Raw genomic sequence first — 22,107 nt, 5'->3', positions numbered from 1 at the left:
AGTGGGTTCTATAGGTGATTTTTTGATTTATTGTAAGGATAATTTTCCATCTCTCATAGTTTAGAGATGAAAAATAATAATTAAACATTTTTATAGGTTATGGGGTTAATTATTTTCGTATATTTTGAGTAATAAACAATCCGATATGTTTAAATTGAAAGAACATCTGAGTAATTAATGCTTTTTTATAGAGGGTATATTAAATAATTTTCATGTTGAAAGATTTATTCTGGAAAATAAATTTCGATGACGTACAAGATCACTAATATCGTATGAACTAAAAAATCTTGGTGGAGAATAGTTTTTATGATGACGGAATATTAACCATTGTAATATTAGCAATAATAAAATAATTAAGGCCGAGATTCTACCTGAATCCCGGCATTTTTATTAATTACAATAATGGCACAATTGGCCAGTCAATTTCTGGGGCTTTTGACGTATCAACCCGGTTAAGCATGACTCGGTATTTTTTCCATTCTTTGAGTAATAGTATTTCTTCGTCTGTTGCTATATCAAGTTCCATAGCATCGGAAAGTGGGATTATTTTTTCATTTGCAATAGATATAAATTGCGTTCTTTGGCTTTCCGCTATGGATATTAATTCCTCTTTTGTTGGTGGTGGAGTGTCTTCCCAACAAGGAAGACTATCTTCGCCACAGGAAAGTATTTTTCCGGTGGGAGGTATTCCCGAGAACTTATTGAATGTGCCATCAGTTACAGATATGGGATCGTTTGGCCATGAGCCTGCTTCAATATAATCCTGCTGTAATGATAATGGATAAAATGCTTTATTTGATGCGCTAAATACATAGTTTTTATCGTTCATATTAATACCCTATTGCTCTATAAAATGCTGCTACAGGAATTTGTAAATTTGGAATACTGCTAAAACATTGGAATTGGGCATTATTGACCATCATTATTGAAAATGTGCCAGCATGTTGAGGGGCGTTACCAACGTGAGTTAACGTGATGTTGAGACATTTATTCGGGAATGGGATTGGTAAATTATTTAAAGCACCAGGTTCGGCGTAAGCATTGCCTTTAACTGATGCTATTCCCCACATTTCAATTAAGCCCGAAGGTAATTTTTGCCATCCAACCTGATTCAGGTTAGCGGTGAAAAATGACATATCAGGTACCTGATTTTCACCATTCCCTATTGTTATATTTGTTGAATCTGATAAACCAAGGTTCTTTATAAACTCAGCTTTATCAGGAATGTCTGCGCCGTTTTGGTCTTTTGCCAGTCGATTATTAGCATTATCATTTACATCAGAAACAAGCTTCTGAGTTGAAGCGAGTGTATTACTGGTGCCTATTTGGTCTGTGAGCTGAATAATTCCTTTTTCTGTTAATGAGGCATCGCGAATTTCTGTTGTGTTTTTTTGCTCTAAGGCTTTCTTGAATTGGGCAGTGAGTTTGTCTATATCCCCATTATCCAGAACATCATCGCCAGATTGTGTTGCGATAAAATTAGCGACGACAGTGGATATGGTTGACGATTGACGTAATGCCTTATTTAATAGTTCAGCGGTAATATTTCCTGTTGGAAACCCAGTTTGCAAATTTTGCTCTTTTTCATATATTTCTTGCTTCACTATATTTGCATTTTCACTAATAGAAAAAGCCTTAAAATCATTCTTTTGACTCATATATTTTTCTCCAATTAAGTACTGCACTTTACAAGCAATATAGTGAATTTTTATAAAAATAATTTCTCCCTATTCACGCCAGCTATAGTTTAGTTAGAAAAAAGAATAATGGAATATTCTTATAACTTATAGGGTTAACTATTTTTATATAATTGGCAGTAATAAGTATTTTAATATTTTGTAATCTGAAAATACATCTAAACTATTTGCATTTATTATTCGAATCTGCCTCTTGTAATTGGAAATATACTCAAGTCATTAATGTTTTCCTTTTGTAAATTATCTTCAATAGTTTCCATGCTAAAAAATCCATCCTGAAGACTGATTTTATACTCGAAATTATATTGTTGTTAATGTGGATGACTATTGCCTTAAATTATTTTATTGGGTTGAATATGTTCACTATATGAAGGTGAGTAATATTTTATTATTTCTGATGTGGGGTCGATTTATTTTATATATGACTGATTGTGTTATCATTAATAAAACCAAAATCAATGAAATGATCTGAGTATTTCCCTAAATAAAGTCATTTGTATTTATAGGTGGCAATTGATTGCATTAAACTATAATAATATTCTATTGTATTCTCTTTAATGACATCATTATTAAAATCAGTTTATTGATTGTTTATATGCTTATGTTAGCTTTGTATTTGGAAATTTTCATGTGAATAGACTTTTCGTAAATAATATCCGTTATTTTTCTGTGGGGATGATAAATGAGTAATAAGAATGATTTTAAAGCTTTTTCTACCAGTAATAATGCTAATGTCGTGAGTCAAGAAAGATATGAAGAATATCCTAATTTGCAAACTGGATTTCCACCAGGGGAGATGACCACTCATGTATTAAATAAGGCATTACGTCAGTCGTCCACAATAGCATCTGTTGTGGCTAATTTTATGTCCACACAATGTGGGAAAGATGTTCTGGATAATGGCGATCTAGAAACGCTTAATAAGACGTTTACTGATTCGTTGCAGTGTTACATGAAAGAACAATCTCCTGGTCAGCTATCACATAACGGTTATCAACAATTACCTGGGGGATTAATATTTCAATGGGGAAGACATAATTTTACTCCATTAACTATGAACAAGGTAATTTTACCAGTACCTTTTAAACGTGGTTGTCTGAAAGTTTTTATAACACCGGTTGGTGATTGGGTATTTCCGATGTCGGCAGCACCTAACGGAACATTGAATAGTTTTGTTGCTTGGGTTGCTGCGCGAACTATTAATGCTTATGGAACTGAAATCAAGTTGTCTGCTAGTGATACTTATGTATATGGAGACTATTTTGCAATCGGTTATTAATTAATATATGGAGATAAATAATAAGCCGGATTTATTCCGGCTTTGTTTTTTTATTCTTAAATATATTAATGTGAATTAAATGCTGTTTAGAAATAATATAAAATATAGCTATGGAGAATATATCAAATAGTCTCGAATATATGTTACCCGTGTAATGATAAGTAAATATATCTGGAAAATAGGTAAAATAAATCGTTATAATTGCCTCTGATATAATGAAATGAGATACCGCAGTGATTGAAATATATAGTGATGAATATTGGATGCGGAAGGCAATGGAACAGGCAATGAAAGCGTGGGAGCAGGGGGAAATACCTGTCGGTGCTGTATTGGTCACTGATAATAAAATCGTTGCTGAAGGCTGGAATCAGTCCATTATTAAGCATGATCCCACTGCTCATGCTGAAATTATTGCGTTACGAAAAGGGGGAGAGCAGTTTCAAAATTATCGTCTGCTGAATACCACGTTATATGTCACTCTTGAACCTTGCTCTATGTGTGCCGGCTCTATGGTGCATAGCCGTATACAGCGACTGGTTTATGGTGCCAACGATTTGAAAACCGGTGCAGTCGGTTCTTTGATTGATATATTGCGTCATCCTGGTATGAATCATCAGATTGAAATTACAGGCGGCGTACTTGCTAAAGAATGCTCCACGATGTTGAGTGCTTTTTTTAAACAACGTCGCGAGCAACATAAGGCATTAAAAGCCGCCAGAAAACAGCAGGAAGAAAGCTAATACGCCGTTTCTGCTTACTGTGGCTTGAGTCAGATTTAAGCCTCGTCCAGTCAGGATGGGGTGTCATTACAGCCAACTAATTGCTTACTCTGCTTTCGATTTTTCTGTTTGGGAAATTAATTTCTTCCGGTTTTCTTTGGCTTGTAAATAGCCAACTAGACTAAGCTGATAACGGCGGATATTCTCGACATAGCGATAAGCTTCATGTCCACGGGCATAGCCATAGGTGGTATTTGTATAATATTTTTTCTGGCTTAATAGTGGAATCCGTTTTTTGACATCAAGCCAACTATCGGGATTTCCTTTCTGTGATGCTGTCAGTTTGCGGGCATCTAGCATATGTCCATAACCCATATTGTAAGCTGCCAGTGCAAACCAGATGCGCTCATCTTTAGGGATATTTTCAGGTAGTCGTTTCATCAGATTTTGCAAATAGATTGCGCCTCCCTTAATACTTTCTTCTGGATCAAGACGATCAACAACACCTAATCCTTTAGCCGTTGGGCTGGTTAACATCATCAGGCCACGCACACCCGTGGGAGAGGTTGCCAGCGGGTCCCAGTGAGATTCCTGCCAGGCAATTGCAGCCAGTAGTTGCCAACTGATATCACCGGAGTATTTTTCAAATAGTGGTTGATAAATAGGCAGAACATGTTCAATGGCACTGAGAAAAGAGAGTGTATCGAAATAATCAAATGAGCCGACATGACCAAAATATTTCTCTTCCAGCCGCGGCATCACATCTTCTTCCGTCATCTGGCTGAAAAAATCCAGCATGGCGGCATAAAGGCTGTAATCATCGATACGTTTTAAGTACCACGTCAGGGGATTATCTTCACTGATATCAAAAGCGATGGCCAGATTAGGGTGAGTACGCTGTTGCAATGCGACATTGATAGAGTCGCCCAAGGTGTAGTCCAGTTTGCCCTCTGATACCAGCTCCAGTAATTCCCGGGTGTTGTATTGCTGTGTCTCATCCCATTCAAGTTCTGGATAAGACTCTTCTTTCATCTTTTTCAGTGTGCTGACATGAGCTGAACCGGAAGTGACCAGCAATTTGCCTTTTAAATCCTTAAAAGAGCGGGGACGTGGGGTCCCTTTGCGGTAAATCAGTTGTTGAGAAACAGAATAGTAAGCTGGGCCAGTGCGGGTTTGCTCCAGTCTCTCCTCATTATAGGTAAGACCGGCAGCCAAAAAATCAGCATCACCCTTTTCCAGATCATCAAATAATTGGTTGAAATTGGTTCTGAATTTAATTTCCAATTTAACGCCAAGATAATCGGCAAAGCGTTTCGCCAGTTCGTAATCAAACCCATTTGGTTCTTTTTTACTTGTAAGATGGATCAGAGGTGAGCTGATTGTGCTGATCCGTAGCTCTCCTCTGGTCATGATCCTGTTAATCTGCTCCTGCTGTTTATTCGGCCAACTGATGTTCAGACTGATAATTGCGGCAGAAAAAAGAGCGATAACAATGATAACGAAATAATTTATTTTTATATTATTCAAACGGTTATCTCTGTGTAACGCGGTATGGTGTGGTGCAAAAACGCGTTATATTATCATGGCTAAATTTCCAGTGATTGAGCATTTTGCGGAACAAAAACTTGCGGCGCAACTTAATTGATACCATTTGCATAACCTGGAAATAAGATAATTAGCATTTATAATCGTCACGCAAACGGTTTCGTCGCTGACCGCAATCCTCTATAATGTGCTCGTTTCCCCCTGAGGCATCAGTCAGGCTTTGCTTCTAAGATGAGAGAATGTATTACTATGGAAATTCTGCGTGGCTCACCCGCTTTATCGGCATTTCGTATCACCAAGCTCCTTTCTGTGTGTCAGGAACAGCAACTTCCGGTCAATGATATTTATGCGGAATATGTTCATTTCGCTGAAATTAAAGCACCTTTGAGTGATGCTGATTCAGCAAAATTACAACGATTATTAAAATATGGACCTTCTCTGGCTGAACACGAACCACAAGGTGCGTTACTGTTAATTACTCCCCGTCCGGGGACCATTTCCCCGTGGTCTTCGAAAGCAACCAATATTGCTCATAATTGTGGCCTGTCTCAGGTTGTGCGTTTGGAGCGTGGTCTGGCTTACTACGTTCAGTGTGATGAAATGAGTGATGCACAATGGCAAACGCTGTCGGCGTTGTTGCATGACCGGATGATGGAAACGGTTTTTACTCAATTGGAACAGGCGGAGAAATTATTTTCTCATCAGCACCCCGCTCCGTTAAAACGTATTGATATTCTGCAAGCGGGGCGTAGTGCGTTAGAGAAAGCCAATATTGAACTTGGATTGGCGTTGGCCCCGGATGAGATTGATTATCTGATGGGCGCTTTCCAGAAACTGGAACGTAATCCAACTGATGTTGAACTTTATATGTTTGCTCAGGCTAATTCAGAGCATTGTCGCCATAAAATATTTAATGCTGACTGGATTATTGATGGTCAGGAACAGCCAAAGTCACTGTTCAAAATGATTAAAAATACCTATGAGCAGACACCTGATTATGTTCTGTCAGCTTATAAAGATAACGCCGCTGTGATGGAGGGATCTGCTGTTGGCCGTTTCTTTGCCGGTGCGCAAGACGGTTCATATGATTATCATCAGGAGCAGGCCCATATCCTGATGAAAGTTGAAACGCATAATCATCCAACCGCAATTTCCCCGTGGCCGGGGGCATCGACAGGTTCTGGTGGAGAAATCCGCGATGAAGGCGCGACGGGTCGAGGTGCCAAGCCAAAAGCCGGGCTGGTGGGATTTTCGGTATCCAATTTGCGGATACCGGGTTTTGAACAGCCGTGGGAAGAGGATTTCGGTAAACCGGATCGGATCGTCAGCGCCTTGGATATCATGACTGAAGGTCCTCTGGGCGGTGCGGCATTTAATAACGAATTTGGTCGTCCGGCGCTGCTGGGTTATTTTCGTACCTATGAAGAAAAAGTAAACAGCCATAACGGCAGTGAATTACGTGGCTACCACAAACCCATCATGCTGGCGGGTGGGATGGGTAATATCCGTGATGAGCATGTCAAAAAGGGTGAAATTTCTGTTGGCGCCAAATTAATTGTGCTTGGCGGACCGTCTATGAACATTGGTTTGGGCGGTGGTGCGGCATCTTCTATGGCATCTGGTCAATCTGATGCTGATCTGGATTTTGCTTCTGTTCAACGTGATAACCCGGAAATGGAACGCCGTTGTCAGGAGGTGATTGATCGCTGTTGGCAATTGGGTGAAAACAACCCGATTCTGTTCATTCATGATGTCGGTGCTGGTGGGTTGTCCAATGCCATGCCCGAGCTGGTGAGTGATGGGGGGTGCGGTGGGCGGTTTGAATTACGTAAAATTCTTAATGATGAGCCGGGAATGAGTCCACTGGAAGTTTGGTGTAATGAATCTCAGGAGCGTTATGTATTGGCTGTTGCGCCGGAACAGCTTCCTCTGTTTGAAGAGATTTGCCAGCGTGAGCGGGCGCCTTATGCCGTTGTCGGTGAGGCGACAGAAGAGCGTCATTTGCTGCTGAATGATGAACACTTTGATAACCAGCCAATCGATATGCCGCTGGATGTGCTGCTGGGTAAAACGCCAAAAATGTTGCGTAATGTCAGTACATTAAAAGCCGATGGTGAAAGCCTGGAGCGCCGGGATATCAATCTGGCAGAGGCTGTTAAGCGCATTATGCACTTGCCGGCTGTGGCGGAAAAAACATTCCTGATAACGATAGGCGATCGCACTGTGACTGGCATGGTTTCCCGAGATCAGATGGTGGGGCCGTGGCAGATCCCGGTAGCAGATTGTGCTGTGACTACCGCCAGCCTTGATAGCTACTATGGTGAAGCGATGTCTATAGGTGAACGTGCGCCAGTCGCTCTGCTGGATTTTGCCGCTTCCGCCCGTATGGCTGTCGGTGAAGCTTTAACTAACATCGCTTCCGCTTATATCCAGGATTTAAAACGTATCAAGCTTTCAGCTAACTGGATGTCTGCTGCGGGTCATCCTGGGGAGGATGCCGGTTTGTATGCGGCTGTTAAAGCTGTGGGTGAAGAGTTGTGTCCTGCTCTGGGGCTGACTATTCCTGTGGGTAAAGATTCCATGTCGATGAAAACCCGTTGGAATGACCAAGGTGAAGAGCGTGAAATGATTTCACCTTTATCGCTGGTTATTACGGCCTTTGCCCGGGTGGAAGATGTGCGTCGTACAGTAACGCCTGAGCTTTCCACTGATGACGATAATGCGTTGCTGTTAATCGATTTGGGGCAAGGGAAGAACACATTGGGCGGTACCGCGTTGGCACAGGTTTACCGCCAGCTTGGCAACAAAACTGCTGATGTACGTAGTGCTGAACAATTGGCTGGGTTTTTCAATGCGATTCAGCAATTGATTGCAGAACAGAAATTGCTGGCCTATCACGACCGTTCTGACGGTGGTTTGCTGGTAACGCTGGCTGAAATGGCTTTTGCCGGTCATTGTGGCATTGAAGCTGATATCAGTGTGTTTGATGAAGACATTCTGGCTGCGCTGTTTACGGAAGAGTTGGGTGCTGTGGTTCAGATTCGTGCATCTGATAAAGCGTTTGTTGAAAAACTTCTGGCAGGACATGGGCTAGCTGATTGTGTGCATTATCTGGGTAAGGCCAAAGCAGGTGATGATTTTGTTATCTTCAGCGGCAATACCGAAGCATATCGTCAGAATCGCAGTACTCTGCGTCTATGGTGGGCCGAAACCACATGGCAAATGCAGCGTTTGCGTGATAATCCAGAGTGTGCAGATCAGGAGCATCAGGCCAAACGGGATAATCAAGATCCTGGACTGAATGTAAAACTGACTTTTGACATTTCAGAAGATATTGCAGCGCCTTACATTTTGCAGCAAGTAAGGCCGAAAGTGGCTGTCCTGCGTGAGCAGGGTGTTAACTCTCATGTAGAAATGGCCGCCGCATTCCACCGGGCAGGTTTTGAAGCTATTGATGTGCACATGAGTGATTTGTTGTCTGGACGTACTGGATTAGATCAGTTTCAGACACTGGTTGCTTGTGGTGGCTTCTCTTACGGTGACGTGCTGGGTGCAGGTGAAGGTTGGGCGAAATCAATTTTGTTCAATGAACGTGTTCGTGATGAATTTGCGGCTTTCTTTATACGGCCTGATACGCTGTCGCTCGGTGTTTGTAATGGTTGCCAGATGCTGTCTAACCTGCGGGAATTGATCCCAGGTGCGGAACATTGGCCACGTTTTGTCCGTAACCGCTCAGAACGTTTTGAAGCTCGTTTCAGTTTGGTGGAAATTACTGACAGCCCGTCACTCTTCCTGAGAGATATGATGGGTTCACGTATGCCGATTGCTGTTTCTCATGGTGAAGGGCAAGTGGAATTCCGCGATAGCCAGCATCTTAAGATGCTTGAAAGCAACCAGTTAGTGGCTCTGCGTTACGTGAACAACTATGGTCAGATCACGGAAAACTACCCGGCTAACCCCAATGGTTCAGTGAATGGTATCACCGCAGTCACCAGCCTTGATGGGCGGGCAACCGTGATGATGCCCCATCCTGAAAGGGTATCCCGCACTGTGAATAACTCTTGGCATCCAGAGGAGTGGAATGAAGATGGCCCGTGGATGCGGATTTTCCGTAATGCTCGTAAGCAGTTAGGGTAGTACTGTAACGTAAGTAAATAGGGTTTTAAGCCACAGCAGTTGAAGGATATTCTCAACTGATACGAAAAGGGTGAATAGAAATTGCTCGCCCTTTTTGTTAATGAAATTTCAGAAGGTCAGTCCCTAAGTAGGCAATATTGGATCAGTGCTTGGGGTAAGCTCTGCCGTGTATTTAGTATGATACTAGTGCTAATTATTCAAATGTAAAATCTTGTATCGGAAATTCTTGGGAATTCAGGCCCTGTTTTTCTATTGTCTCAATTACCCGACAAACACCATTATGAATGTCTCAAAAAGGAGACATTTAATTATTTGATTTATATCTATTTTTGTTTTCATGATTTTAGGTGTCTGTAATTGGCGACAGAAAACAAATTTTATTTATGCCAAAAACAAGGTATTTGGTAGCTGAAACGTTAAGTTTTTTATTTTTTATAATAAAAACAATTTATTATGATTTTAATTTTAACATTGGCACGTAACATGCATTAAGTTAGCACAGTTGCTCATTCAACTTCTTATGTCGGTCCACAGTAGGGTGGAGATATACCACATAAACTATCGAATGATGCCAGAGTAAGGTGCCTACCGTCCAACTTAGTGATATCGCTTTCAGGCCTTATCAAACATCGGGCGACACGTGGAGTGAGGCACCAACCTATGTTTGACTGTAGATAAAAACAGCAGGCATGCGTTATCCTCACTGGCGGGGTAGTAGCAAAAACTATTATCCCGCCATCATAATTCCAGGTTTCTGCCTGCGCCATTGTTGATTGTTCGCGTCCTGACTATATTTTTCAGTAACAGGTAAAATTTATCAGCCGACAGGTTTTTCTATCTGCCCTTCTGTCGGTTAGCATTAGTGTACTGACAGGCTACGAGATGATTTCCTTGAAAAAATGGCGTTTGTTTCCGCGCTCATTGCGCCAATTAGTTGTCATGGCTTTCTGGCTGGTGTTATTGCCGTTATTGGTTTTGGCTTATCAAGCTTATCAAAGTCTTGATCAGCTCAGTGAGAAAGCGGCTGATATAAACCGTACCACATTGGCTGATGCCCGCCGCAGTGAGGCGATGACGGGTATTGCGCTGGAGATGGAACGCAGTTACCGCCAATATTGTGTGTTGGGGGATAAAACGCTGGAAAACCTCTACCAAAAGCAATATCGGCAATACGCTAAAATGCTGAAAGATCAGATGGCGATACTTGATGATCAGCAGTACATCAAGACGCTTGACAACTTATTGTTGCAACTAACCAAAATCACTTGTTTCAATAGTGAACCCACCGAGCCCGCCGCTCAATTACTTGAGCAATTCTCTGATGCCAATAGTCAGATGGTACAGGCCACCCGTGATGTTATTTTCAGCCGGGGAGAACAGCTACAGAGAGATATTGCTGATAAAGGTCAATTTTTTGGCTGGCAGAGTCTTATTTTGTTTCTACTTAGCGCATTACTGGTCGCGTTATTTACCCGTATGATTATCGGGCCGGTCAAAGGTATTGAACGAATGATTAACCGATTGGGAGAAGGGCGATCATTGGGGGTTCGTATAGATTCTTTTCCGGGGCCAAGAGAACTTCGTTCCCTGGCTCAGCGGATTGTCTGGCTCAGTGAACGGTTGGCCTGGCTGGAATCACAGCGCCATGAGTTTTTGCGTCATATCTCTCATGAACTGAAAACACCGCTGGCAAGTATGCGGGAAGGGACAGAATTGTTGGCCGATGAAGTTGCTGGCCCATTAACCGCTGATCAGCAAGAAGTCGTTGCGATTCTTGATAATAGTAGTAAACATTTACAGCAATTGATCGAGCAATTATTGGATTATAACCGTAAACTGGCAGATAGTCCGACGGAACAACAGCAGGTTTCTTTACGGGAAATTGTTGATGAAGTGGCTTTATCACATAGTTTACCGGCGAGATCAAAGAATATTCAGACAGAAATTCAGCTTAATACTGATATTTGTTGGGCAGAACCGACACTATTAATGCGGGTTATTGATAATCTCTACTCCAATGCGGTGCACTATGGCGCTGAATCCGGTAACATCTGGGTTTCAAGTCGTCAGATCGGCAAATGTGTTCAAATTGATGTTGCCAATACAGGTACACCAATTCCTGAATCAGAACGTAGCATGATTTTTGAACCGTTCTACCAAGGAACGCTCCAGCGTAAAGGCGCAGTAAAAGGCAGCGGTCTTGGGCTCAGTATTGCACAGGATTGTATTAAGCGTATGGGGGGGGAACTGTTACTAATTCAGAGCGAATTTGCTGACGTCTGTTTTCGTATTGAATTGCCATTAACTGCTGAGAATGAATAAATAATGTATAACAGGTCTACTTACCGTTTTGTACAAAAGACGGATCGGCAGAATATTGCAGTGCAGCCTGGGAAAAACGCTTTTGTCACCAGACTCTTGTTACCACGAGTTTCAGTTTGGGGTTTCAGAATGATTCCGCTGATCTTTGCCCCTTTTTTATTGACGGGTTGCGCCAAGGCTCCGGTTAATCATGATTTAACTACCGTTGCCCAGATGGTAATACCAGAACAGCGAGTGACAGATTATCGTGTCGTTGATTGTGATTTGATGTGGGATATAGAGACGCCGCAGTCGGTTGAGAACGCGTTTTATTGGCTGAGACTGATAGATTGTTCAGATCTCCTGACGTCAGCCAAAGCCCGTAATATAGCGAAACACATCATTCCGGTGACTTGGGATCAGGCTTTTAGGCAAAGTATTTTACTTAACAGCGCTGGGCCAACGTTGGCTGAGCGTCGGAAAATGGTTGAAAATCTTAATAAATACCGACTGAAATTCCCAGAACCATTGCGACCATTATTAAAATTGTGGCGCGAACAGCAGATTCAGCAAATTGCAGTTGCGGAGGAGCGGGCAAAATTCCAAAAATTACAGGCGGATACAGATAATAAAATTGATCGTCTGCGCGAAAGCCGTTCACGGCTGGAATTTGAACTACAGGAAACGTCCCGTAAACTGGAAAACCTGACGGATATTGAGCGTCAGCTCTCTTCCCGTAAGCAAAATCAGGGGAGTGCTGGTTCAGGCAGCTCAAATGAACATACTGAGATGCCGGCAACAGCATCACCCAGCGAAAACAGCGAACCAGGTAGCCCATCTGAATCGGATAAAGGAGCAGCACAATGACAGCGCGTAAACCAGCCCATCTTCTTCTGGTTGATGACGATCCGGGTTTGTTGAAATTACTGGGAATGCGTCTTACCAGCGAAGGTTTTCGTGTCACAACAGCAGAAAGTGGCTGTGAAGCGCTGAAACTGTTAGCAAAAGAAAAGATCGATTTGGTGATCAGCGACTTGCGCATGGATGAAATGGATGGCATGGCGCTGTTTGCTGAAATCCAGAAGCAGCAGCCTGGTATGCCGGTCATTATTTTGACTGCTCATGGCTCCATTCCGGACGCCGTAGCGGCAACTCAGCAAGGCGTCTTTAGTTTTCTGACCAAACCTGTTGACCGGGATGCGCTTTATAAAGCGATTGATGGCGCATTGGCGTTATCCACCCCCGCTGGTGATGAACAATGGCGGGAGCAGATAGTCACCCGCAGCCCTGTTATGTTGCGCTTGTTGGAACAAGCACGAATGGTCGCTCAATCCGATGTGAGTGTGTTGATAAATGGCCAGAGTGGTACGGGAAAGGAAGTGTTAGCCCAGGCCATTCACCGCGCCAGTCCACGGGCGAAAAAGCCATTTATTGCGATTAACTGTGGCGCTTTGCCGGAACAACTGCTTGAGTCAGAACTGTTTGGGCATGCCAAAGGGGCATTTACCGGTGCGGTCAGCAGTCGTGAAGGGTTATTTCTTGCTGCACAGGGGGGGACGCTGTTTCTCGATGAAATTGGTGATATGCCGCTGGCTTTGCAGGTGAAACTATTGCGGGTATTGCAGGAGCGTAAAATACGCCCGTTAGGAAGTAACCGTGATCTGGATATTGATGTGCGGATTATCTCAGCGACTCACCGTGATTTACCGAAAGCAATGGCAAAAAATGAATTCCGTGAAGATCTTTACTACCGCCTGAATGTCGTTAACTTAAAAATTCCTGCTTTGAATGGCCGGGTTGAAGATATTCCTTTACTGGCGAATCATCTGTTGCGTGAATCAGCGAAACGCCATAAACCTTTTGTCCGCAGCTTCTCTGCCGATGCAATGAAATGTTTGATGGCGGCAAGTTGGCCGGGAAATGTGCGCCAGCTTGTGAATGTAATTGAACAATGTGTGGCGCTGACTACTGCACCGGTTATTAGTGAAGCGCTGGTTACACAGGCGCTGGAAGGGGAAAACACGGCGTTACCCACTTTTGCTGAGGCCAGAAATCAGTTTGAGCTGAATTACCTGCGTAAGTTACTGCAAATGACCAAAGGTAATGTGACTCATGCTGCGCGTATGGCGGGGCGTAACCGGACTGAATTCTACAAATTACTGGCGCGTCATGAATTAGATGCGAATGATTTTAAAGAATAACTTTTCTGCTACTCAGGAAGTTTTTACACTGAAAACTGATATATAGATAGATTGATGGCCCGGGAGAGCCAAATTGTATGAGCCGTACTCTTAATATTACCCTCGCACAGCTTAATTGGGTGATTGGTGACATTGAAGGCAACTGCGAACGTATGTTGCAAACAGTGCAGGAACAGCAGCAACAAGACGCTGATTTGGTGATGTTTTCTGAACTGGCGCTATCCGGTTATTCTCCAGAAGATCTATTATTCCGCGCTGATTTTCATCAGCGTTGCTGCGAGCAGCTGACACGTTTACAGGCTGCCAGTTGCCAAACCGCTATTCTGGTTGGTCATCCCTGGGAGCAGGATGGGGAAATTTACAATGCACTGTCCTTATTCTGGCAAGGGGAAATCCTGGCCCGTTATTTTAAACAGCGGTTGCCGAATTATGGTGTTTTTGATGAAAAACGCTATTTCAAAGCGGGCGATCAACGCTGCGTTGTGCCATTCAAGGGATATAATCTTGGTCTGTTAATTTGTGAAGATTTATGGTTTAACGAACCGGTTGATACTTTGAAACAGGCCGGTGCGGATTTAATTCTTTCTATCAATGCTTCTCCATATAATCGTGAAAAGCCTTATATCCGTTATGAATTAATTAAAGAACATTGCCAGCGTACAGATTTACCGATGATTTACCTTAATCAGATTGGTGGTCAGGATGAACTGATTTTCGATGGCTGTTCTAAAGTCTTTAATGCCAGTGGTGAAATAACTCACCGGTTGGCCGCATTTAATGAACAAATCCAGCAGTGCCGTTTTAATGAATTAAATATCGAACCTATGGTTAATCCGGCACCTCAATTACCGCCATTGCAGCAGATATATCAGGCGTTAGTGCTTTCAGTGCATGATTATGTACGTAAGAATGGTTTTAAAGGTGTTCTGTTAGGTTTATCTGGTGGTATTGATTCTGGCCTGACGCTGGCAATTGCTGTTGATGCCTTGGGTAAAGAGTATGTTCAGGCGGTAATGATGCCGTTCCGCTATACATCTGAAATGAGTATAGAAGATGCTAAAGAGCAGGCCGATATGCTGGGTGTCGAGTTTAATGTGGTATCGATCGAACCGGTGTTTGATGCGTTTATGACGCAATTTGAACCTCTGTTTTCCGGTACTGCCAAAGATACCACAGAAGAGAACTTACAGGCGCGTTGCCGTGCCGTTATTCTGATGGCGATGTCCAATAAACGCCATCGTTTGGTGCTGACGACCAGTAATAAGAGTGAATCAGCTGTGGGATATTCCACATTATATGGTGATATGGCGGGTGGTTTTAATGCGCTGAAAGATGTACCGAAAACATTGGTATTTGAATTGGCAAAATACCGTAATACCGTTTCTCCGGCGATACCTCAAAGGGTGATTGATCGTCCGCCATCGGCAGAATTGGCACCGGGGCAGCTTGATCAGGACAGTTTACCGCCATATGACATTCTGGATGATATTCTGGAGGGGTATGTGGAACAGGATAAATCAGTTGAGGAACTGGTGGCAGCGGGTTTTGATGAACAAGTTGTACGTAAAGTGATTCGTCTGGTTGATATCAACGAATATAAACGTCGGCAGGCACCGGTTGGCCCGCGTATTACCCCACGCAATTTTGGTAAAGACAGACGCTACCCGATCACCTCTGGTTTTGGCCGTAAAAACTGGTAACAACAGGAAAACTTCATGAAAAAGATTGATGCGATTATCAAACCCTTCAAGCTGGATGATGTACGTGAAGCGCTGGCAGAAGTGGGTATCACCGGAATGACGGTAACAGAAGTGAAAGGTTTTGGACGTCAGAAAGGGCATACAGAACTGTATCGTGGTGCAGAGTATATGGTGGATTTTCTGCCAAAAGTAAAAATCGAAATTATTGTGGCTGATGATATTGTCGATACCTGTGTTGAAACCATTATGCAGACCGCGCAAACCGGAAAAATCGGTGATGGTAAAATCTTTGTATTCGATGTTGCTCGTGTTGTGCGTATTCGTACCGGTGAACAGGACGAAGAGGCGATTTAGCTAATTTAACTTTGGGGGTGGTGACAGGCAGAGCAAAGGCCACCCTCTATAAAATCAAAGTATTGCCTGATATAAAGGATATTTAAAATAGAGTAAAAAATCTGATGATATAATATAAAAATTAAATAAATATATTAACCAGCGATAATGAATGATATGGATAATTAAATGATTATTTAGAAATACAATCATATAAATCAATTACTTTCTGATTGGTTATATACAGTTTCGATAAAGAAATTTATCTTTTAAAATTAAACTTCTAGACGATATTCATCATTATTTTATTTCCCAAAGTATACCAATGTATAGCTCATAATTAACTTGACTAATTTTAATAATGAGATTTAATGTATTCTAGGGAATATTCTACCTACTAATCATTTAATACTGATATGACCATGAGGTTATCTTATTATTTTTACATCACTGATAAAGTTCAATATTTAACTGTTCGGCGTAAATGCTAATTTAAATTTTACCGATAAAGTCATCTGCTATATAGACAGTCAAATAACCGTAATAATAAGGAAACAATAAAATGGCACGAGTATATATAAACCCTAATCAGACTCTTGATATTTATAAGAATGGCAGTATATTAGTTCCTGCTCATCAATCTCATATAACTATAAAAAACGTTAGCTTAGCGTTAGTTAAAGTGAGTGGCTACTGGGCATCCTTAGTTGGAGATTATACTCTGTATAATTCTATAAAGATCTACCCCGGAAGAAGTGAAATACTTGTACCGCCTCCTAACCTTATTTACTACTATAAAGTTACAGCCACCAATCTCGCCAGTTATTTAAACGCAGAAATTGAAGTGGAGGTTGGGTCGAATAATAATCCTCTCTTTTAACCTGAGCCCACTCTGGGAAAATGTCCAAGGCTGGTCAATATCAGTGATACACCTCTGATCAGCACTACAGTGGCATTAATCAGAGCATTCTGTCGATATTTGTGGAATAGCGCTAAGGCATAGGGGAAAAAGTTCTGACATACATTACGAATAGGCATAGAGGTGATCTCATTGAATTGATTGCGTAATCGGTGGATTACAAACACGCTATGCCTGTTTCACGTTCTGGTGATTTCTCAGCGTTTTGGTGGGTTTTTTTATGGTAGAGAATTCAGTTAAGCCCCTATACGGGGCTTGTTGAAGATTAGATATGTTTTGCCGGTTTTATAAGGATTTCAGCTGGAATACCAAACATACTGTTCAACTTTCGTATCATCGGCAGTGTTAGACTGCGCTTTCCGTTAAGAATTTCGTAAACCCGATTTGTTTTGCCAATTGCAGGTTCTAAATCTTTGACCGTCAATCCAGATTGTTCCATTCTGAATTTGCTAGCTTCAATTGGATCTGGCGGGTCGATAGGGTAGTGTTCTGCTTCATAGGCTTCAATCAGCAGAACCATAACTTCCATATGATCAAATTCAGGTGTGCCGATTTCAGGTTGATTATCAAACAGTGAGGCAATAGCTTTTAATGCTTCTTGATAGTCTTGTTTTGTTCTAATGGGCTTAATGTTCATTGTTCACTCCAGCTCTACGGTGTTGGTATCTATAGCGTCGTATTGTTTATGTGTACCGATAAATTTCACGTAGACCCAGCCTGCGGGGTAAAAGATGGAAACGACCAGACGGTAATCGTTTCCTTTAATGTTAAATACCACGCGATTATTTTTCAGGATGCTCGCATTGCGGTATTAAGACTTAATATCTGCGGGGGTTTTCAATGATGCAACGGATATTATTTTCATGGCAGTCATCTTAGTCCCGTAATGGGACTGTGGCAAATATTATATCGCTTAACTGCGGTTGTTTTATGGGTGAAATATGTCAACTGTAACATCGCCAGCACTCTCATTTACCGGTACGTTTTTAGAACTGGCAACTTAAGTATATCGATAATAACAATGAGCGTGTCTTTTACAAAGATGGGGAATTCTGTGATATTCCTGAACATTGCCGCTTAGATATTCTTGTCCAAATGCCAGAATATTCAGTTTAGGATTTAAAACAGAAAAAGTGACAGGATGAAATAGAAATAATAGGAGAAAAATAATTTCCGTATGTTAAATATAAATTGTGGATATATTTTAGACGCCAAAATGTTGAACTACTTATTTCTGCTAATGATACAAAAACGGTTAACCTTATAATTAATAAGAACACAGTATTATTTTTTTCCTGGACTAGACTTTGATTGGCATGAATTGCAGGAGACTATTTCTACAATAATTCAATATGTTGATTATAAAATAACATTATTTAATTTAAGGAAAGTATATGAGTCACAAGAATGATTTTAAGGCTTTTTCTATTAGTAATAATGCAAATGTCATTAGCCAAGAAAAATATGAACAAAACCAGGGTTTGCAGACAGGATTCTCTCCGGAGAATGTTCCCACACACTTGTTAAATAAGGTGTTACGTCAATCGTCAACCATATCATCTGTCGTCGCTGATTTTATCGCGACAGGATCTGGCAATGATGTTCTGGATGATGGAAATGTAGCCAAACTTACCGATCAATTAAATAAAGCGATAGGACAAAAAATTACAGCAGATATTCCCAGTGCTTCATTAACACAAAAGGGGGTTGTTCAGCTTACAAATGTGATTGGCAATAGCGACACATTGGCGGCTACACAAAAGCTTGTTCAGGAAGTAATAAATTCATTACGTGAAGAAATTAATATACCTGTGGGTTCTCCTATTCCCTGGCCGTTACCCCATCCACCTTTCGGTTATTTCATTTGTAATGGCTCACCTTTTAATAAATTACAGTATCCGAAGTTGGCGGAAGCTTATCCTGGCGGTAGATTACCTGATTTAAGAGGAGAATTTATCCGCGGATGGGATGATGGTCGTGGAGCTGACCAAGGGAGAGCACTATTAACTTGGCAAGAAAGCACTTTATTGGCGCAATTCATTGGCAATTGGGCATCAGAAGGAGGAGCACAAGAGATATTAAATAACGACGGCATTTCAACTAGTAAAGCAGGATACTTAAGGCACAACGTATCATCACCATCAAAATCTGGGGTTAATTATTTACGATTTCGGCCCCGCAACGTAGCATTTAACTACATCGTAAGGGCAGCATAATTCTAGTGGCTGTAGCCGTTTGCAGTAAGAATAAAGCCGGTTAGTCCGGCTTTATTGAGGCTGACGGAAAACCGGGACAAAACCTCCCTAGCGCACAGCACCATAGGTATCGTAAATAAATTGATTTTTTAATTCACCCAAACTGTATTGTTTCTTCTATTCGATATCCGATTGTTTATATTGAGTCCTTTGATTGAAAAATAGCATTATTGCTTCTTTTGTAATCATTTCGTCTGGGGTATATTGCGGGTTGACAATTCAATTATAGGTAATAATTGCTTATGGCTAATGATTTTGATGTGGAACGAACCGGACTGGTTTTTACTCTCGCAGCCGGTAATCTTCCTATGAAAACTTTTGCTGTGGTCGGATTTACACTGAATGAAGCCCTGTCAACGCTATTCAGTTTGCAAGCCACACTAACCTGCGCCAATCCAGACATTGATTTCGCGGATGTTCTGGATAAATACGCGACATTGACCGTAGTGCTGACATGTCAGCTGCCGTTGCTAAAGAACCACTCAAAGAAATTTGTCTCAGTTGCTTGACGAAAGCTGAGCTTGAAGAAGTAATAACCGTTATCTGGGGGCAGTCATGACACCTGAATTAAGCGAAAAACTGGCTAATTATCAGAAAGAACATCCCGGCATTCGGCTTTATGCGCTGGTGAATGGCTTGCAATATGAGCGCTGTTTTGGTGAGGAAATTAACTATATCGCGGGTGTCAACAACCCACTGTTCCGGCACTATCCAGATTCAAAAATTGCGTTTGCAGGCCCGTGGTTGTTTGATATGGAATACGCTCATCAGTGGCAGGATAAATTGTCAACACTTGAAGAAACGTATCCGGCAGTATCTTGGCTGCTAACCTCTCTGTCATTAGATAAGCTGACCTGTCATCTTGTGCCATATTTGAATATTTCATTGCCGGCAAAACAGACGGCGCTTCTGCGTTTTTATGACCCGCGTATTTTACATCGCATCCGTGACATTTTTAGCCATGAGCAGCTGTCTGCATTTATGTGTTGTGTTGATAAATGGGTTTATCAACACCATGCCACTTATTATTCAGTGTCAGGAACCCCATTATGATTAAATTGACTCAGGAGCAGCTTGATATTATCGCCAAACTGGAAAAGCAGACAGTTATTGATCGTATACAGGCCGAACTTCTAACCAGACACGCGGATTTAATTCCTTCCCTGTCTTCTCTGAACGAACGGCTAATGGCGGCTTATGACTATTTGCTGATATTAAACTTTCAGGATAAATACTTAATTCAATCCTATTTATCTCTGGTTGCGTTTAATCCTGATTTTCAGCATGCCTCACCAATTAAGTCTGCCTTGGAATCCCCTGATCAGAAACCCGAACAGCAGTTTCAAGACATTCTTTGTATTGCAAAAAATAAGATAAACAGGAGACGTTAATATGCCCATACCCTTATTGGCCCCTGTCGCAGTGGGTGCGGCTGAATATGTTGCAAGCGCCTGTGCCGGGGTATTCATTGCTGTCGGCATCATGGAAGCCGGTAAGGATAAACCGGTTGAAGACGATGAACACATTCACCGTAAGAAAATGGATTTTGTAATAAGCCCTGAAATCACGGATGCAGACAGAAATATCGTCTGGAGTGCCGAAGCCCATGCGGATTTTTGGGAGGATGATGATTTAGGGGAAGGATCTGTTGATACCAGTGCGGTTCAGGTTAAGGCCCAGTCTAAGGCGGAAGAATGTGAAAAAACGGGGACTAAAAAAGAGTGCAAGGCTTGTCTGGCTATTCCGGTGACAGGTGAAAAGTATCGTAAGGTTAGCCGTTGGAGCGCCATCACGATTAACTATCAGCGATTTATTGCTAAAACTAAATATGACCCGGCTACACAAATGATCCAGGAATTTCAGTGCCTGAAAGTGACCTTTGATGGCTGGCGACCAGCGTATTGCCTGTTTCTGGAAGCCAAGGCGCGGTATGACCAGTTTTTTAAGGATAATAAACCTAAAAGATGGTGGACAGGCCGTTATTCAGCTAGATATCAAGCAGAAAGGCATCAAACGGTTTGTGATGCACTAGAAGGGACACCTCACGTAGAATGGCACTTTTTACAGCCCATCAGCTATGGATATTTTAAGGTGCTGTTTAGTAAATATAAAAATATCAGTGTCCACTATACCCCCTGTGACAGTTTAGTTTAATCAGAGGTCAACATGGCGATAATCCGTTTAGAAATCAATGTATATTATCAACAGCAGGAAACCATTACCGCTAATACGGCGTTAATGGACTTGTTTAATATCACACGGCAAATTGATATCTTTTTTGGGCAGAAAAAAAACTGGTATTTAACTGGTTACTCCCGAAAGCAGGCTCTGCAACATGTCGCGTTTGATGAGCAAGGGCCAACTGAAGCTGCTATAAAAAGTTTCGAAAAGGATTACAAGAAAAACTTTCCGGCGCTTATTACTGGGATATGGGATGGTGAAAAGGATGAATTATCTAGCGGCATAGATTATAGCAAAATGCCAAGTGTTCGTCCTAATTGGGTTTGGCTGCAATTGAATCTAGATATTGACAGTCATCAGCTTGATGTATTGCGGTTAATTAATTTGGTTAGCTATTTGGCCTTGAGCCGTAATTCACCCAATATTCAGGTAGAGTCGAATGAATATACCGTAAAAGGCAGGCAGGTTTTCCCTGATCGTCTCAGTGTTGGCTGGATGCTTTACCAGCCCCGTATTATTGATAAATCCTATCTGCCTATGGCGGAAGGTGTGCTTCCTGTGTATCAAAATAATGAACAAACCGGCACCTTGATTATTACCAAAAAAGGTATTTTTGATGGAAGAAATCAGGACGATATTGATAAATCCAATGATGTTGAAATTCAGTTGGTGAACCTGGGATTATTGCCATTAATTACCGAAGTTTAATGGGGAATGATGTTATTTACCAATCGAAAAACGATGGAGAACGTTAATGTCAAAAGCGGTTATTCTGCTGGGTGATACGACAGATCATGGCGGTAAGGTGATTACCGCTATTGATCAATATACTCACAATGG

At 41.8% G+C, this 22,107-nt stretch carries 19 protein-coding genes and 1 pseudogene; 15 read left to right on the top strand and 5 right to left on the bottom strand.

The window, feature by feature from the left end:
* Positions 1-394: 394 nt before the first annotated feature.
* Positions 395-829, bottom strand: coding sequence for a tail fiber assembly protein (locus tag C5470_RS17155; protein WP_036843089.1), 435 nt, complete (start codon positions 827-829; stop codon positions 395-397).
* A 1-nt stretch (position 830) separates the two neighbouring features.
* Positions 831-1,658, bottom strand: coding sequence for a phage tail protein (locus tag C5470_RS17150; protein WP_036843092.1), 828 nt, complete (start codon positions 1,656-1,658; stop codon positions 831-833).
* Between the two features lie 721 nt (positions 1,659-2,379).
* On the opposite strand from C5470_RS17150, the gene C5470_RS22920 reads away from it, so the two are divergent.
* Together C5470_RS22920 and tadA are read left to right on the top strand one after the other, a co-directional pair.
* Complete coding sequence (locus C5470_RS22920) at positions 2,380-2,976, top strand: gp53-like domain-containing protein (RefSeq protein WP_051477111.1); 597 nt, start codon at positions 2,380-2,382, stop codon at positions 2,974-2,976.
* A gap of 233 nt (positions 2,977-3,209) precedes the next feature.
* The gene (gene tadA, locus C5470_RS17140; RefSeq protein WP_166290890.1) at positions 3,210-3,716 is read left to right on the top strand and encodes a tRNA adenosine(34) deaminase TadA; all 507 of its coding nucleotides are present in this window, start codon (positions 3,210-3,212) and stop codon (positions 3,714-3,716) included.
* A gap of 84 nt (positions 3,717-3,800) precedes the next feature.
* On the opposite strand, the gene mltF is transcribed toward tadA, so the two are convergent.
* Positions 3,801-5,222, bottom strand: a complete 1,422-nt coding sequence (mltF, locus tag C5470_RS17135) for a membrane-bound lytic murein transglycosylase MltF (protein WP_166290889.1) — start codon at positions 5,220-5,222, stop codon at positions 3,801-3,803.
* Positions 5,223-5,489: 267 nt separating this feature from the next.
* Here mltF and purL point away from each other — a divergent pair, with 267 nt between their 5' ends.
* The 7 genes from purL to C5470_RS17100 all read left to right on the top strand — a co-directional run bounded on the left by purL (position 5,490) and on the right by C5470_RS17100 (position 16,792).
* Positions 5,490-9,377: a phosphoribosylformylglycinamidine synthase gene (purL, locus tag C5470_RS17130; RefSeq protein WP_166290936.1), complete on the top strand. Its 3,888-nt coding sequence runs from the start codon at positions 5,490-5,492 to the stop codon at positions 9,375-9,377.
* 882 nt (positions 9,378-10,259) lie between these two features.
* Complete coding sequence (locus C5470_RS17125) at positions 10,260-11,699, top strand: sensor histidine kinase (protein WP_166290888.1); 1,440 nt, start codon at positions 10,260-10,262, stop codon at positions 11,697-11,699.
* Between the two features lie 60 nt (positions 11,700-11,759).
* On the top strand, positions 11,760-12,545 hold the full coding sequence (gene qseG, locus C5470_RS17120; protein WP_423227273.1) for a two-component system QseEF-associated lipoprotein QseG: 786 nt from the start codon (positions 11,760-11,762) through the stop codon (positions 12,543-12,545).
* Positions 12,542-13,879 carry a two-component system response regulator GlrR gene (glrR, locus tag C5470_RS17115; protein ID WP_166290886.1) on the top strand — a complete coding sequence of 446 codons (1,338 nt, stop codon included), beginning with the start codon at positions 12,542-12,544 and terminating at the stop codon, positions 13,877-13,879. The genes qseG and glrR overlap by 4 nt, the downstream gene beginning before the upstream one ends.
* Before the next feature lie 77 nt (positions 13,880-13,956).
* Positions 13,957-15,579 (top strand): NAD+ synthase, encoded by a 1,623-nt coding sequence (locus C5470_RS17110; protein WP_166290885.1) that lies wholly within the window; start codon positions 13,957-13,959, stop codon positions 15,577-15,579.
* A 15-nt stretch (positions 15,580-15,594) separates the two neighbouring features.
* The gene (gene glnB, locus C5470_RS17105; protein ID WP_036843101.1) at positions 15,595-15,933 is read left to right on the top strand and encodes a nitrogen regulatory protein P-II; all 339 of its coding nucleotides are present in this window, start codon (positions 15,595-15,597) and stop codon (positions 15,931-15,933) included.
* Positions 15,934-16,474: 541 nt separating this feature from the next.
* The gene (locus C5470_RS17100) at positions 16,475-16,792 is read left to right on the top strand and encodes a hypothetical protein (RefSeq protein WP_132353134.1); all 318 of its coding nucleotides are present in this window, start codon (positions 16,475-16,477) and stop codon (positions 16,790-16,792) included.
* A 304-nt stretch (positions 16,793-17,096) separates the two neighbouring features.
* On the opposite strand, the gene C5470_RS17095 is transcribed toward C5470_RS17100, so the two are convergent.
* Both C5470_RS17095 and C5470_RS17090 read right to left on the bottom strand, forming a co-directional pair.
* Complete coding sequence (locus tag C5470_RS17095) at positions 17,097-17,468, bottom strand: helix-turn-helix domain-containing protein (RefSeq protein WP_166290884.1); 372 nt, start codon at positions 17,466-17,468, stop codon at positions 17,097-17,099.
* Positions 17,469-17,471: 3 nt separating this feature from the next.
* Positions 17,472-17,678: pseudogene (locus C5470_RS17090) on the bottom strand (type II toxin-antitoxin system HigB family toxin); the annotation flags it as partial.
* Between the two features lie 547 nt (positions 17,679-18,225).
* On the opposite strand from C5470_RS17090, the gene C5470_RS17085 reads away from it, so the two are divergent.
* The 6 genes from C5470_RS17085 to C5470_RS17060 all read left to right on the top strand — a co-directional run bounded on the left by C5470_RS17085 (position 18,226) and on the right by C5470_RS17060 (position 21,975).
* The gene (locus C5470_RS17085) at positions 18,226-19,047 is read left to right on the top strand and encodes a phage tail protein (protein ID WP_166290883.1); all 822 of its coding nucleotides are present in this window, start codon (positions 18,226-18,228) and stop codon (positions 19,045-19,047) included.
* Between the two features lie 281 nt (positions 19,048-19,328).
* On the top strand, positions 19,329-19,595 hold the full coding sequence (locus C5470_RS17080) for a hypothetical protein (RefSeq protein ID WP_036843109.1): 267 nt from the start codon (positions 19,329-19,331) through the stop codon (positions 19,593-19,595).
* 46 nt (positions 19,596-19,641) lie between these two features.
* Positions 19,642-20,139: a DUF4123 domain-containing protein gene (locus tag C5470_RS17075; RefSeq protein ID WP_036843110.1), complete on the top strand. Its 498-nt coding sequence runs from the start codon at positions 19,642-19,644 to the stop codon at positions 20,137-20,139.
* On the top strand, positions 20,136-20,477 hold the full coding sequence (locus C5470_RS17070; protein ID WP_070974787.1) for a hypothetical protein: 342 nt from the start codon (positions 20,136-20,138) through the stop codon (positions 20,475-20,477). The genes C5470_RS17075 and C5470_RS17070 overlap by 4 nt, the downstream gene beginning before the upstream one ends.
* A 1-nt stretch (position 20,478) precedes the next feature.
* Entirely contained in the window at positions 20,479-21,240 is a 762-nt protein-coding gene (locus tag C5470_RS17065; protein ID WP_166290882.1) for a restriction endonuclease fold toxin 5 domain-containing protein, read from the top strand.
* A 12-nt stretch (positions 21,241-21,252) separates the two neighbouring features.
* On the top strand, positions 21,253-21,975 hold the full coding sequence (locus C5470_RS17060; RefSeq protein ID WP_036843115.1) for an Imm52 family immunity protein: 723 nt from the start codon (positions 21,253-21,255) through the stop codon (positions 21,973-21,975).
* The last annotated feature ends 132 nt before the right edge of the window (positions 21,976-22,107 follow it).

The organism is Photorhabdus stackebrandtii, from assembly GCF_011189495.1.
In the GTDB taxonomy this organism is placed as follows: domain Bacteria; phylum Pseudomonadota; class Gammaproteobacteria; order Enterobacterales; family Enterobacteriaceae; genus Photorhabdus; species Photorhabdus khanii.
The sequence above is the reverse complement of the archived record's forward strand: the minus strand, read 5'-3'. Positions and strand labels throughout refer to the sequence as shown.

Excerpts from the sequence above, each read along its gene's own strand:
- C5470_RS17155 (WP_036843089.1), bottom strand. The coding sequence starts at position 829 with ATGAACGATAAAAACTATGTATTTAGCGCATCAAATAAAGCATTTTAT.
- C5470_RS17150 (WP_036843092.1), bottom strand. The coding sequence starts at position 1,658 with ATGAGTCAAAAGAATGATTTTAAGGCTTTTTCTATTAGTGAAAATGCA.
- C5470_RS22920 (WP_051477111.1), top strand. The coding sequence starts at position 2,380 with ATGAGTAATAAGAATGATTTTAAAGCTTTTTCTACCAGTAATAATGCT.
- purL (WP_166290936.1), top strand. The coding sequence starts at position 5,490 with ATGGAAATTCTGCGTGGCTCACCCGCTTTATCGGCATTTCGTATCACC.
- C5470_RS17125 (WP_166290888.1), top strand. The coding sequence starts at position 10,260 with ATGATTTCCTTGAAAAAATGGCGTTTGTTTCCGCGCTCATTGCGCCAA.
- glrR (WP_166290886.1), top strand. The coding sequence starts at position 12,542 with ATGACAGCGCGTAAACCAGCCCATCTTCTTCTGGTTGATGACGATCCG.
- C5470_RS17110 (WP_166290885.1), top strand. The coding sequence starts at position 13,957 with ATGAGCCGTACTCTTAATATTACCCTCGCACAGCTTAATTGGGTGATT.
- glnB (WP_036843101.1), top strand. The coding sequence starts at position 15,595 with ATGAAAAAGATTGATGCGATTATCAAACCCTTCAAGCTGGATGATGTA.
- C5470_RS17100 (WP_132353134.1), top strand. The coding sequence starts at position 16,475 with ATGGCACGAGTATATATAAACCCTAATCAGACTCTTGATATTTATAAG.
- C5470_RS17095 (WP_166290884.1), bottom strand. The coding sequence starts at position 17,468 with ATGAACATTAAGCCCATTAGAACAAAACAAGACTATCAAGAAGCATTA.
- C5470_RS17085 (WP_166290883.1), top strand. The coding sequence starts at position 18,226 with ATGAGTCACAAGAATGATTTTAAGGCTTTTTCTATTAGTAATAATGCA.
- C5470_RS17080 (WP_036843109.1), top strand. The coding sequence starts at position 19,329 with ATGGCTAATGATTTTGATGTGGAACGAACCGGACTGGTTTTTACTCTC.
- C5470_RS17075 (WP_036843110.1), top strand. The coding sequence starts at position 19,642 with ATGACACCTGAATTAAGCGAAAAACTGGCTAATTATCAGAAAGAACAT.
- C5470_RS17070 (WP_070974787.1), top strand. The coding sequence starts at position 20,136 with ATGATTAAATTGACTCAGGAGCAGCTTGATATTATCGCCAAACTGGAA.
- C5470_RS17065 (WP_166290882.1), top strand. The coding sequence starts at position 20,479 with ATGCCCATACCCTTATTGGCCCCTGTCGCAGTGGGTGCGGCTGAATAT.
- C5470_RS17060 (WP_036843115.1), top strand. The coding sequence starts at position 21,253 with ATGGCGATAATCCGTTTAGAAATCAATGTATATTATCAACAGCAGGAA.